At 67.6% G+C, this 12,088-nt stretch carries 11 protein-coding genes; 5 read left to right on the top strand and 6 right to left on the bottom strand.

Features of this window, described 5'->3' with window-relative positions:
* Positions 1–46: 46 nt before the first annotated feature.
* From K3181_RS13580 to K3181_RS15750, 5 genes are all read right to left on the bottom strand, one after another.
* Positions 47–1,525 carry a M48 family metalloprotease gene (locus tag K3181_RS13580; RefSeq protein ID WP_221603663.1) on the bottom strand — a complete coding sequence of 493 codons (1,479 nt, stop codon included), beginning with the start codon at positions 1,523–1,525 and terminating at the stop codon, positions 47–49.
* Positions 1,526–1,648: 123 nt separating this feature from the next.
* Positions 1,649–2,593: an acetyl-CoA carboxylase carboxyltransferase subunit alpha gene (locus tag K3181_RS13575; RefSeq protein WP_221603662.1), complete on the bottom strand. Its 945-nt coding sequence runs from the start codon at positions 2,591–2,593 to the stop codon at positions 1,649–1,651.
* 10 nt (positions 2,594–2,603) lie between these two features.
* A complete protein-coding gene (locus K3181_RS13570) occupies positions 2,604–3,494 on the bottom strand; it encodes a tyrosine recombinase (RefSeq protein WP_345725507.1) in 891 nt (296 codons plus the stop codon).
* 1 nt (position 3,495) lies between these two features.
* Positions 3,496–5,340: a hypothetical protein gene (locus tag K3181_RS13565; protein WP_221603661.1), complete on the bottom strand. Its 1,845-nt coding sequence runs from the start codon at positions 5,338–5,340 to the stop codon at positions 3,496–3,498.
* A complete protein-coding gene (locus tag K3181_RS15750) occupies positions 5,337–5,471 on the bottom strand; it encodes a hypothetical protein (protein ID WP_282099815.1) in 135 nt (44 codons plus the stop codon). The genes K3181_RS13565 and K3181_RS15750 overlap by 4 nt, the downstream gene beginning before the upstream one ends.
* A 75-nt stretch (positions 5,472–5,546) precedes the next feature.
* Here K3181_RS15750 and K3181_RS13560 point away from each other — a divergent pair, with 75 nt between their 5' ends.
* The 5 genes from K3181_RS13560 (at position 5,547) to K3181_RS13540 (ending at position 9,956) form a co-directional block, all read left to right on the top strand.
* A complete protein-coding gene (locus K3181_RS13560) occupies positions 5,547–6,113 on the top strand; it encodes a shikimate kinase (protein ID WP_221603660.1) in 567 nt (188 codons plus the stop codon).
* Entirely contained in the window at positions 6,104–7,213 is a 1,110-nt protein-coding gene (gene aroB / locus K3181_RS13555) for a 3-dehydroquinate synthase (protein WP_221603659.1), read from the top strand. Before K3181_RS13560 ends, aroB begins: the two co-directional genes overlap by 10 nt.
* A 117-nt stretch (positions 7,214–7,330) precedes the next feature.
* Positions 7,331–8,731 (top strand): peptide MFS transporter, encoded by a 1,401-nt coding sequence (locus tag K3181_RS13550; RefSeq protein WP_221603658.1) that lies wholly within the window; start codon positions 7,331–7,333, stop codon positions 8,729–8,731.
* On the top strand, positions 8,728–9,498 hold the full coding sequence (locus tag K3181_RS13545; protein WP_221603657.1) for a cyclase family protein: 771 nt from the start codon (positions 8,728–8,730) through the stop codon (positions 9,496–9,498). The genes K3181_RS13550 and K3181_RS13545 overlap by 4 nt, the downstream gene beginning before the upstream one ends.
* A 2-nt stretch (positions 9,499–9,500) precedes the next feature.
* Complete coding sequence (locus K3181_RS13540; protein WP_221603656.1) at positions 9,501–9,956, top strand: GNAT family N-acetyltransferase; 456 nt, start codon at positions 9,501–9,503, stop codon at positions 9,954–9,956.
* Positions 9,957–9,965: 9 nt separating this feature from the next.
* Here K3181_RS13540 and K3181_RS13535 read toward each other — a convergent pair whose 3' ends face one another.
* The gene (locus tag K3181_RS13535) at positions 9,966–12,017 is read right to left on the bottom strand and encodes an acetyl-CoA carboxylase biotin carboxylase subunit (RefSeq protein ID WP_221603655.1); all 2,052 of its coding nucleotides are present in this window, start codon (positions 12,015–12,017) and stop codon (positions 9,966–9,968) included.
* Positions 12,018–12,088: the final 71 nt, after the last annotated feature.

Genomic DNA, 12,088 nt, shown 5'->3' with positions numbered 1-12,088 from the left:
GTCGATCCCGCCGCCCTTTTTCTATGCGCGCGCGGCGCAGACCCGATCAGCGCCCCCGGACGACGATCTTGACCTTCTGACCCGCGGTCAGGCTTTCGTTCGATTCGAGCCCGTTGAGCACGCGGAAGCGTTCGACCTGATTGCTCGAATAGGCCATCCGGCTCGCCAGCGAGGCGACCGTATCGCCGCTGCCGACAGTGACCACATCGATCACACGCGGGATGACATTGGCCGCGGTCTGCGCATCGATCCGCCGCATCGAGCCGAACATCTGGTTAAAGGGCGAGGTCTGGCCCGCCGGGCTGATCGCGAGGAAGTGATAGGCCTGGTTGTTGCTGAATTCATAGGCGAATACGGTCACATCGACCTGTCCGTTGTTCGACGAAACGCGCGCCGTGCCATAGGCGGCGGGCAGCCCGTTCACCGTGGTCTTCTGGATCGACTGCGGGCGGATCTGTTGCTGCTGGCTCAGCGCCCCGAAGATGCTGGTGACATAGCTGTCGAGATTGCCGTTGTAAGGAGCCGTCGAGAATTGCGCCTGGCCGCTCTGTCCGTTGATGGAGACCGCGCGGGTGCCGTTGACCATGTAGAAGCCCTGCGGCGCGGTAAAGGCGAGCCGCAGTTCGGGATGGATGAACTGGCGGCCTTCGACCACGCCCTGCTTGGGGTCGTCGCCATAGGTAAGGCCGTCGATCCGCGTCAGGAAGGTGTCGCGATTGGTCACGCCGCCCGTGGCGCCGGTTGCCTGTGCGGTGGTCAGCGCGGATTGCACTCGGCTGGCCGGATCGGGGTGGGTCGAAGCCCATTCGGGAATATTGGCGTTGTCGCGCCCCTGGAGCTGCGCATCGAGCGCATTCTGCAGCGCCAGGCTGCGGAGGACGGTCGCCATCGCGCGGGGATCGTAGCCGGCATCGACCAGATAGCGGATGCCGAGCCCGTCGGCCTCGAGCTCCTGCGAGCGCGAGAACTTGAGCGTCAGCAATTGCGAGCCTTGCAGCGCCGCCTGGCCGATCTGCTGACCGAGCCCGCTGTTGCCGAGCAGGATGCCCGACAGGATCGCGCCTGCCGCACCGAGCAGCGTGTTGCGCTGGGCAGCGGCTTGGCGGCGCTGCGAATGGCGCGCGGCGACGTGTCCGACCTCGTGCCCCAGCACGCCGGCCAGTTCGGCCTCGTTGTTCATCAACGCGACGAGCTGGCGGGTGGTGTAGATATAGCCGCCGGGGATCGCGAAGGCGTTGTTGACCGGGCTGTTGAGCAGCGAGACGGTGAAGGAATCGCGCGCGTTGCCGAGGCCCGAATGGACCGCGATGTTCTTGCCCACCTGTTCGACATATTGCGCCTGGCTGCCGCTCATCGCACCGCCGAATTCGGCGAGCAACTGCGGGTGGGCCTCGGCCCCCGCCTGCGCTTCGCTCTGGGTGATCGGCGCCGAAGCGCTGGGAATGTTGCCCGTGCCCATGCAGCCGGCCAGGGCCAGCGAAAGCGCGGTTACGGACGAGGCGGCGGCAAGTTTGAAGCGCGACATGAAGGGCTCTCCCCGATTGGCAGCCGACGCGGCCCGCACCGGGCGAGCCGCGGGGCCGTGTCTGATTACGCTAGGGAGAACAGCGACCGGCGGTGCTTGGTTCCCGCCAGCCTTTTCCGGCACTTATCCAGCGATGGCGAGAAAACGTTCTTCGCGCATGCGTTTGAGCTCGTGCGGAGCGAAACGACCGAGCTTGTCGAGTTCCTCACCGATGGCTTCACCGAGCGTGGTTGCCGCCAGCCTTGGGTCGCGATGTGCGCCGCCGACCGGTTCGGGCACGATCCGGTCGATCACGCCGAGCTTTTCGAGATCCTGCGCGGTCACCTTCATTGCCTCGGCCGCATCGGGCGCCTTCTCGGCGGTCCGCCAGAGGATCGAGGCGCAGCCTTCGGGTGAGATCACCGAATAGACCGCATGCTCCATCATCAGCACGCGTTCGGCACTGGCGAGCGCCACCGCGCCGCCCGAACCGCCCTCGCCCACGATCGCCGCGACCATCGGAACGGGCAGCGCGAGGCAGGCTTCGGTCGAACGGGCAATGGCTTCGGCCTGGCCACGTTCTTCCGCCTCGACCCCGGGGAACGCGCCCGACGTATCGACCAGAGTGACGACCGGCAGGCCGAACCGCCCGGCCATCTCCATCAGGCGGATCGCCTTGCGATAGCCCTCGGGCTTGCCCATGCCGAAATTGTGACGGATGCGGCTGGCGGTGTCGTTGCCTTTCTCATGGCCGATCAGCACCACCTTGCGGCCGTTGAGCTTGGCAAAACCGCCGAGGATCGCCTCGTCGTCGCCATAGCAGCGATCGCCACCCAGCGGCACGAACTCCTCGAAGGCCTGTGCGACATAGTCGCGGAAGTGCGGACGCGAGGGATGCCGGGCGACCTGCGTCTTTTGCCACGGGCTGAGCGATTCGTAAGTGCTCGCCAGCAGGCTCGAGCTTTTCTCCTCGAGCCGCTGGAGTTCGGCGGAAATGTCGACGTCGTCGCCATCGGCTGCGCTGCGCAGTTCGGCGATCCGCTGTTCGAGCTCGGCAACCGGCTTCTCGAATTCGAGATAGGAAATCATGGCGCCCGCGCTAGTCCGAAGATCGCGGTCGCGCAAGCGGATGGCGTTCGTTGACCAGTTTCACCAGCCGCGCGGCATCGACATGCGTGTAGATCTGCGTGGTCGAAATATCGGCATGGCCGAGCAGCGTCTGCAGCGCCCGCAGGTCCGCCCCCCCCTCGAGCAGATGGGTGGCGAAGGCATGGCGCAGGACATGCGGACTGAGCTTCTCGGGCGGCAGGTCGGCCCGCGTCGCGAGTTCCTTGAGCAGTTGAAACAGGCGGACGCGCGACAGATGGCCCTTGCGCGAGGGGAACAGCCACGGCGACCCCGCTTCGCGCAGGGCCAGCCAGCGCGACAATGCGGCGCGAGCGCGCTGGCTCACCGGGACCATGCGCGCCTGGCCGCCCTTCCCGACGACCGTCAGGAAAGGGGCATCGCGCGGCACGGCGGAGAGCGGCAGCGAGACGAGTTCGCTCGCACGCAGGCCCGAGCCATAGAGCATTTCGAGCAGCGCCAGCAGCCGAACCGCTTGCGGCGCATCGCCGCTGGCCGCCTCTTCGGCCGTGGCGAACAACGCCTCGACCTCGTCATGCGAGAGGATTTTCGGCAAGGGTCGCCGCGCGGCGGGGCGCGGCAGGGCGTGCGTCGGATCGTCCTCGCGCAGCCCCTCGTCGATGAGAAAGCCGAAAAATTGCCTGAGCGCCGAGACCTTGCGCGCGACTGTCGACGGCGCGAGCGCGGACCAGCCCTGGGCGATCCTGGCGAGCTGTGCGGGACTGGCCCCGGCGAGCGCGCCGCCGAGCATGTCCTCGGCCTGCTCGAGATCGCGGCCATAGGCGAGGATGGTGTTGCGTGCCGCGCCGCGTTCGGCGGCGAGCATGGCCAGGAAATCCTCGATCGAGGCGCCCGGAGCGCTCACCTCAGGCGCGCGCGACCGCCTCCGCGGCGATCATCCGGGCTTCGGCCTCGAGCCCCACCCCGCGCAGCGCGGCGACGATGTGGTAGAGGTGCCGCGCGGTCATCCGGTCCCAGCCCGATCCCTGCATGCCGAGCCCTGCGAGCATGGCGACGAGCGCGCGGTTGTCGACCTCTGCCGCGCGGTCGATCATCCGCGTCCAGCGCGTCGGGGTGGCAAGGTTGATACCCAGCCGTTCGCTGTATTCGGCGATTTCCGCATCACCCACCCGGCCGAGACCGGCCAGACCCGCAAGCAGCATGCGCGACTTGCGCTGGCCCGCCGAATCGTCGTCGTCGGTGAAACTGTCGAGTTCGCCGTCGGTCACGGCCTGCGCACGTCGGGGAGACGCCAGGGCGAGCAGCATCGCCGCTTCGCTGCCATCGTCGACCACGCCCGCCCAGCGCATCGCGTCGCGGTCGAGACCCGCGGCAAGCATCGAGGCGATCAGGCCAGCCGCATCGTCGGCATAGGCTTCGTCGGCGGGCATGCGCGCCGCGGCATAGGCGGTCAACACGACCCGGCCATAGGCATAGTCGCCGCCGCCAGCCCATATGTCCTTGATCGCCGCCAGCCGCGCGGCAGGGTCGCCGACATAGGCTTCGCGCAGGCGTGCGGCTGTCTGCACCCCATCGCCTTCGGCGCCCTCCTCGGCGAAGATCTGGCTGTAGAGATCGACCATCGCGGCGGAGGATAGGATCCCGCCTGCGGCCGCTATCCCCGCCCCTTGCGCTCGCTGGAACGGCGTCAGGGCGGGGATCAGCGCCGACCGGCTGATCAGCTCCGGTGCGGCCTTGCCGAGCAAATCGTCCGGAATCGGCTCGCCCAGCGCATTGGCCAGCGCGAAGCGCCAGGGCGAAAGCGTCTCGATCCCGTCCCACTCGATCGTCACCGCGCGCCGTCCGCGCCCCGCCGCACCGGCGAAGCGCTGGGCCAGCAGCACGTCGATGCGGTCGTCCTGGGTGCGATTGAGCAGGCGGCGAAGATCGTTCTGGGCGCGCGTTTCCTCGCCCGCATAGGCATTGCAGATGCCCGCGAGCATCTGCCACTGGGCATCGTCGCGCCCGGCTTCGGCGAGCCTCACGGCGGGACAGGCCCCGACGATGTCGGCGCTGGCGACATAGGCCTCGATCGCGGCATCGGTCAGCGCGGGGGAATAATTGCCCGTGTCGACATCCTGCACCAGCGCGCGCGAGACACCGTATTCGCCCATCGCGTTCAGCGCCTGCGCGCGCAGGGTCGCGAATTCGACGGGGTCCATGCCTTCGGGCGCATCGAGCCGGCTGGCGAGCGCGCGGCGCAGGAGGATATGTCCCCAGCGCGAGACCAGCGGCCCCTTGGTTCCGGCGAGCACGGCGCGGACCAGGTCCGCGGGCTGGCGCGCGAGCGAGGCCGATGGCAGCCCGCCCTCCTCCGCCCCGAGCACGCCGACGCGTTCCAGCGCGCGGCGCGCGGCGGGGGGAATGTCGTATTTGGGCTTGAGCCCGAACAATTCGTCGAGCTCGTCGGTCGACATCGCCTCGAGTTCCTCGAGCGTCGGCAGGTTCGAGAGGTCGAGATCGGCGGTCGCGGGCACCTGTTCCTGCGGCAGCGGCTGGACCACTTCGCCCGATTGGGTGGGGACCGCCTGCGGTGCGCCCGGTTGCGCCGGTGCCGGGGCAGGCGCCTGCGTCGAGCGCGGGGCCGGCGCCGGGGTCGGGGCCGGCTTGTCGAATCCCGGCGGCAGCAGGTCGACCGGCGCTTCCTGCGCCCACACCACCGCGGAAGTCAGCGCTAGCGCCGCGCCGCCGATCAGCCAGGCCGATTTCATCGCGCGGCCTCCGGCAGTTCGACGGCCTGTTCGATCGGGCGCAGCGGTTCCTCGCCGCCATCGACCAGCGCCGCGACCAGCACCGCCACGACGATCACTGCCAATGCTCCGCCCATCTTCCTGCCGCTCATCGCCAAGTTTTTCGCGTCCCGCTTCAAGTGCTGATACCTTGCCCGCGCCCTAGCCCAGTTCTAGGCACGGCGGCAATGACCCATGCGACCACCCTCACCCCGGCCGAGATCGGCGGCATCGCGCGGCGGATCGACCGCCCGGTGGTGCTGGTCGGGCTGATGGGCGTGGGCAAGTCGACCGTCGGCCGCCGGCTCGCCGCCGTGCTCGGGACCGATTTCGTCGATGTCGACGAGGAAATCGAACGCGCCGCCGACCGCACGGTGAGCGAGATCTTCGCGGCGCATGGCGAGGCCTATTTCCGCGACGGCGAACGCCGCGTGATCGCGCGGCTGATGGAGGAACGGCACGGCGTCATCGCCACCGGCGGCGGCGCCTTCGTCGATCCCGCCACGCGCGCGCTGATCCTCGAGCGCGGCATCGCCGTATGGCTCGACTGCGATGTCGAGACGCTGGTCGAACGCACCGGACGGCGCGACAACCGCCCACTGCTGCGCACCGGCGATCCGCGCGCGATCCTCGCCGACCTCAAGCAGCAGCGCGGTGCCTTCTATGCCGAGGCACCGATCCATGTCGTGACGGACAACGGCCCGCATGGCGAGACCGTGCAGCACATTCTGGAGGCGATCGACGCATGGCTGTGATTCCCGTCGACCTGGCCGGGCGCGGTTACGAAGTTCGCGTGGCCGGCGGCCTGCTCGCGGACATCGCATGCGAGGCGGCGCCGTTCCTGCGCAAACCCCACGCCTGCATCGTCGCCGATGCCAATGCCCGCGCGCACTGGGGCGCGGTAGTGGCAGCCTCGCTCGAGGCCGCGGGAATCGAGCCGCGCTGGTACGAAGTCGCCCCCGGCGAAGGCTCGAAGAGCTGGAACAGCCTCGCGCGGCTGACCGACTGGCTGCTCGAACAGAGCGTCGAGCGCGGCGACCATGTCCTCGCGCTGGGCGGCGGGGTGGTCGGCGACCTCACCGGCTTCGCCTGCGCCATCCTCAAGCGCGGCTGCGGTTTCGTGCAATTGCCGACCACTTTGCTCGCGCAGGTCGACAGCTCGGTCGGCGGCAAGACCGCGATCAACACGCCCGCGGGCAAGAACCTCGTCGGCGCCTTCCACCAGCCCGCGCTGGTGCTCGCCGACCTCGCCACGCTCGCCACGCTCCCCCCGCGCGAGCTGCGCGCCGGCTATGCCGAGGTGCTCAAATACGGCGTGCTCGGCAATGCGGAATTCTTCGACTGGCTCGAGGCGCATGGCCCGGCCGTGCTCGCGCTAGAGCCGAACCCGCTCGAACACGCAGTCTCCGCCAGCGTCGCCGCCAAGGCGCGGATCGTCGCCGAGGACGAACGCGAAACCAGCGGCGCGCGCGCGCTGCTCAATCTCGGCCACACCTTCGGCCACGCGCTCGAGGCCGAGACCGGCTTTTCGGACCGGCTGCTCCATGGCGAAGGCGTCGCGCTCGGCATGGTGCTGGCCGCGCGCTATTCGGCGCGGCGCGGCGCCATCACCCTCGACGATGCCGCACGCGTCACCCGCGCGGTCGATGCAGCCGGGCTGCCGTCCGAAATTTCCGCGCTCGGTCTCGATTGCGACGGCGCCAGGCTCTCCGCGCATATGCTGCACGACAAGAAGATGGATGCGGGCATGCTGCCCTTCATCCTGCTGCGCGGCATCGGCGACGCGCATCTCGCGCGCGACGTTGAACTTTCGGACGTGGCCGCCTTCCTCGACGAACAATTGCAGGCACACTGACCGGTCTTCGTGCTGCGGCGATGCTGCGCAGCATTTTTCCACCAACGACTTCCAAAATTGCGCGACACTGATGCGACGCGCGGCTATCCCTCGCCCCGGACAGGAGAGGAGCCGCCCATGACCGTCGCCGAAGCGACCCCCGAACCCCGTTTTTCCGAACCCGAGGACCGCAGCTTCCTCGGCCACCCCAAGGGGCTCGGTTACCTCGCCTTCACCGAGGCATGGGAGCGCTTCAGTTTCTACGGCATGCAGGCACTGCTGGTGCTCTACATGACCAAGTCCTTGCTGCTGCCCGGCGAAGTCGAACAGGTCGCGGGCATCGAGCAGCTACGCGCTCTCTATGGCGGGATCGACGGCCAGCCCTTCGCCAGCGCGATCTTCGGCACCTATGCCGCCAGCGTCTATTTGACGCCGATCCTCGGCGGCTGGATCGCCGACCGCCTGCTGGGCAAGCGGCGCACCGTCCTGCTCGGTGCGGTGACCATGGCGGCAGGCCATTTCCTGATGGCCTTCAACGTCACCTTCCTCCTCGCGCTGCTGTGCCTGATCCTCGGCTCGGGCATGTTCAAGGGCAATATCGCGAGCCAGGTCGGCAGCCTCTACAAGCCCGAAGACCTGCGCCGCGCGGACGCCTTCCAGATCTTCTACCTCGCCATCAATGCCGGCGTCATCGCCAGCCCGCTGATCGTCGGCACGCTGGGCGAGACCATGGGCTGGCATTATGGTTTCGGCGCGGCAGGCGTCGGGATGCTGCTGGGCCTGGGCATCTATGTCGCGGGCCAGAAATACCTGCCCGCCGAGCATTTCGACGTGGCCGAGAAGAAGCCCGAGGAGAAGGCACCGATGTCGCGCCAGGACTGGCTCGCGACCGCGGCGTTGATCCTGCTGATCCCCGTACTCGCGGTGGCGATCGTGCCCAACAACCAGATCTTCAACGCCTATCTCGTTTGGGGCGACCGCGATTTCGCGCTCTATTGGAGCGGGGACAAGCTCCCCACGACATGGCTGATCACGCTCGACGCCGTGGTGTCGGTCAGCTTCCTCGCCATCGTCGCGGGCTTCTATCGCTGGTGGAAGACCAAGTGGGCCGAGCCCGACGAACTGACCAAGATCATCATCGGCTCGGTCTTCTCGATCGGCGGCATGGCCTGTCTCTACCTTGCCGCCGCGACCACCCCGGCTGGCGAGAAGATCGGCCTGTTCTGGCCGGTCATGTTCCATGTGGTGAACTCGATCGGCTTCGCGCACATGCTGCCCGTCAGCCTGGCGCTCTTCGCACGGCTTGCGCCCAAGCAGATCAACGCGACCGTGATCGGCCTCTATTACCTCGCCTTCTTCGGGGCCAATTCGATGGTCGGCTGGGTCGGCGGCTGGTTCGAGACGATGCCGGTGCCGCAGTTCTGGCTGATACACATGGGCTTTGCGGCCGGTGCCGGCGCGGTCTTCGTGCTGTTCAAGCTTCTCCTCGCGCCGCGACTGATGCATGATGCGCATCCGGAGGACGCAGCGCTCGCATGACCCGTTTCATCGACCTTTCGATCCCGATCACCAATAACGTGATTTCGGACCCGGAGGTGATGCGGCCCAAGGTCACCTACATGACCCACGAGAGCACATGGCAGCAGATCGCCATGTTCTTCCCGGGGCTCGAAAAGGACGATCTGCCCGACGGCGAAGGCTGGGCGGTCGAGATGCTCGAGCTCTCGACGCACAACGGCACGCATATGGATGCGCCGTGGCACTACCACTCGACCACGGATGACGGCGCGAGCCCCGCCCCGAGTATCGACGAGGCCCCGCTCGACCGCTTCTTCCGCCCCGGCGTGAAGCTCGATTTCAGCCATCTGCCGCACGGCCATGTGGTGAGTGCTGTGGAGGTCGAGGAATCGTTCGCTGCGATCGGCTACGAGCTTCAGCCGCTTGACATCGTGCTGGTCCAGTCGGGCGCGGTCTACGGGACCGAGAACTTCACCGACCAGGGCGTCGGGCTCGGCGCCGAGGCGACGCTGTGGCTGACCGAACGCGGGGTCGAGGTGGTCGGGACCGACGCCTGGAGCTGGGATGCGCCGTTCAGCCACACGGCGAAGCGTTGGGCCGAAACCAGGGACCCGTCGATCATCTGGGAAGGCCACAAGGCGGGGCGCATCCGCCCTTATTATCAAATCGAAAAGCTCACCAATCTCGGCAGCCTGCCCAGCCACGGTTTCACCTTCAGTTGCTTCCCGGTGAAGATCGAGCGCGCCAGCGCGGGCTGGATCCGCGCGGTGGCGCTGGTCGAGGACTGAGCATGCGCATCGAAACGGCCGACCTCGCCGACGCCGCGGTGCGTGCCATGATCGAATTCCACCAGCGCGACATGCTCGCGGTCTCGCCACCCGGCACCAGCTTCGCGCTCGACGTCAGCGGGCTGTCGGGGCCCGCGGTGACGCTGCTCGGCGCATGGGACGGCGAGCACCTGCTCGGCATCGGTGCGATGAAGCGCCTGTCGACCGACACCGCCGAGCTCAAGTCGATGCGCACGCATCCCGACCATCTCGGCAAGGGCGTCGCGCGCGCGCTGCTCGAGGCGCTGATCGCAATCGCACGCGACGAGGGCTTTGCCCGGCTAAGCCTCGAAACGGGCACCAGCGCGGAATTCGCGCCTGCCATCGGCCTCTACACCGCGCGCGGTTTCGTCCCGGGCGACGGCTTCGCGGACTACGCAAACGGCCCGCACAACCAGTGCTACCACCTCGCGCTCTAACGCGCGGCCCTATTCGAGTTCGAGGATCACCGCGTCGACCGCGAGGCTGTCGCCCTCGGCGGCGTTGATCTTGCCGACCACCGCTTCCTTCTCGGCGCGGAGGATGTTCTCCATCTTCATCGCCTCGACCGTGGCGAGCGGCTGGCCCGGCTGGACCTCCTCGCCTTCCTCGACATGCAGCTTCACCAGCAGGCCCGGCATCGGGCAGATCAGCAGCTTGGAAAGGTCGGGCGGGATCTTCTCGATCATGTGCTCGGCGAGATGGGCGATGCGCGTCGGCAGCACGCGCAGCTCGTGCTTCGCGCCGCGCGTGGTCATGCGATAGCCACTGCGCGTGGGCTCGATCTGGATGCCGTAGCTTTCGATCGCCGCCTCGTCCTCCTCCGCGCCGTTATCGAACAACTCGACCGCGATGAAGCGGTCGCCCGGCGTGTATTCGAAGGCCAGCGTGACCTGTTCGCCGTCGACATGGACGCCGTCTTCCTCGAGCACGACCGCATGGTCCTCGCCGTCGATGCGCACGGTCCAGTCGCCCGGCGGCAGCAGCGGGCCGTTGAGCTGGCCCTCGATCCGGCGCGAGCGGTCGGCGTCGGCGGTGGAGACGAGGCCCGCGACCGCGGCGAGTACGCCGATCGTGCGCTCGGGCGTGGCGGCGCCTTCAAACCCCTCGGGATATTCCTCGGCGATGAAGCCGGTGGTCAGCTCGCCCGAACGGAAGCGCGGATGCTGCATGATGGCGCTGAGGAAATCGACATTGTGCCCCAGCCCCTCGATACGGAAGGCGTCGAGCGCGGCGACCTGCAGATCGGCGGCCTCGTCGCGCGTTGCGCCCCAGGTCACCAGCTTGGCGATCATCGGGTCGTAGAACATCGAAACCTCGCCGCCTTCGAACACGCCGTCGTCGACACGGATGCCGTCGACGCCGCGGCGACCGTTCTCGGAACCGTCATCGGCCCAGGGCTCGACCGGCGGCTGGTAACGGACCAGGCGCCCGGTGGAAGGCAGGAAGCCGCGATAGGGATCTTCGGCGTAGACGCGGTTCTCGATCGCCCAGCCGTCGATCTTCACGTCGTCCTGCGTCATGGCGAGCTTCTCGCCCGCTGCGACGCGGATCATCTGCTCGACCAGGTCCACCCCGGTGATCGCCTCGGTCACCGGGTGTTCCACCTGCAGCCGGGTGTTCATTTCGAGGAAGTAGAAGCTCTCGCCGGTCTTGTCGGCGCCGCTGACGATCAGCTCGACCGTGCCCGCGCTGTAATAGCCGACCGCCTTCGACAGCGCGACGCACTGCTCGCCCATGCTCTGGCGCATCTTAGGGGTGACGAAGGGCGAAGGCGCTTCCTCGACCACCTTCTGGTGGCGGCGCTGGATCGAGCATTCGCGCTCGTTGAGGTAGATGACGTTGCCGTGCTTGTCGCCGAGGATCTGGATCTCGATGTGGCGCGGGTCCTCGATGAACTTCTCAATGAAGACGCGGTCGTCGCCGAAGCTGTTGAGCCCCTCGCGCTTCACGCTCTCGAAGCCTTCGCGCACGTCCTTTTCCGAGTACGCGAGGCGCATGCCCTTGCCACCGCCGCCGGCGCTGGCCTTCATCATCACCGGATAGCCGATATCGTTGCTGATCTCGACCGCATGGTCGGTATCGCGGATCTCGCCGACGAAACCGGGGACGACGTTCACGCCCGCCTCGCGCGCGATCTTCTTCGATTCAATCTTGTCGCCCATCGCTGCAATCGCCTTTGCAGGCGGGCCGATGAAGGCGATGTTCTCCTTGGCCAGCGCCTCGACGAAACTCGCACGCTCGGACAGGAATCCATAACCGGGATGCACCGCCTCGGCGCCGGTCTGCTTGCACGCGGCGACGATCTTGTCGGCGACGAGATAGCTCTCCGCCGCCTGCGCCGGGCCGATATGCACCGCCTCGTCGGCCATGCGCACGAAGGGCGCCCGCGCGTCGGCGTCGGAATAAACCGCGACGGTCGCGATACCCATGCGCCGCGCGGTCTTGATGACGCGACAGGCGATTTCGCCGCGATTGGCGATGAGGATTTTCTTGAACATCTAGCCCCCAAGAACTTCGTCACCCTGAACTTGTTTCAGGGTCCATCGAACCTTTGCGGCCGACGGTGCTA

Origin of the sequence: Qipengyuania mesophila (assembly GCF_019711655.1) — a bacterium.
GTDB classification, from domain to species: domain Bacteria; phylum Pseudomonadota; class Alphaproteobacteria; order Sphingomonadales; family Sphingomonadaceae; genus Qipengyuania; species Qipengyuania mesophila.
The sequence above is the reverse complement of the archived record's forward strand: the minus strand, read 5'-3'. Positions and strand labels throughout refer to the sequence as shown.

Bases quoted from the DNA above. Each gene is read 5' to 3' on its own strand.
- K3181_RS13575 (WP_221603662.1), bottom strand. From the start codon at position 2,593: ATGATTTCCTATCTCGAATTCGAGAAGCCGGTTGCCGAGCTCGAACAG.
- K3181_RS13580 (WP_221603663.1), bottom strand. From the start codon at position 1,525: ATGTCGCGCTTCAAACTTGCCGCCGCCTCGTCCGTAACCGCGCTTTCG.
- aroB (WP_221603659.1), top strand. From the start codon at position 6,104: ATGGCTGTGATTCCCGTCGACCTGGCCGGGCGCGGTTACGAAGTTCGC.
- K3181_RS13550 (WP_221603658.1), top strand. From the start codon at position 7,331: ATGACCGTCGCCGAAGCGACCCCCGAACCCCGTTTTTCCGAACCCGAG.
- K3181_RS13535 (WP_221603655.1), bottom strand. From the start codon at position 12,017: ATGTTCAAGAAAATCCTCATCGCCAATCGCGGCGAAATCGCCTGTCGC.
- K3181_RS13565 (WP_221603661.1), bottom strand. From the start codon at position 5,340: ATGAAATCGGCCTGGCTGATCGGCGGCGCGGCGCTAGCGCTGACTTCC.
- K3181_RS13560 (WP_221603660.1), top strand. From the start codon at position 5,547: ATGACCCATGCGACCACCCTCACCCCGGCCGAGATCGGCGGCATCGCG.
- K3181_RS15750 (WP_282099815.1), bottom strand. From the start codon at position 5,471: ATGAGCGGCAGGAAGATGGGCGGAGCATTGGCAGTGATCGTCGTGGCG.
- K3181_RS13540 (WP_221603656.1), top strand. From the start codon at position 9,501: ATGCGCATCGAAACGGCCGACCTCGCCGACGCCGCGGTGCGTGCCATG.
- K3181_RS13545 (WP_221603657.1), top strand. From the start codon at position 8,728: ATGACCCGTTTCATCGACCTTTCGATCCCGATCACCAATAACGTGATT.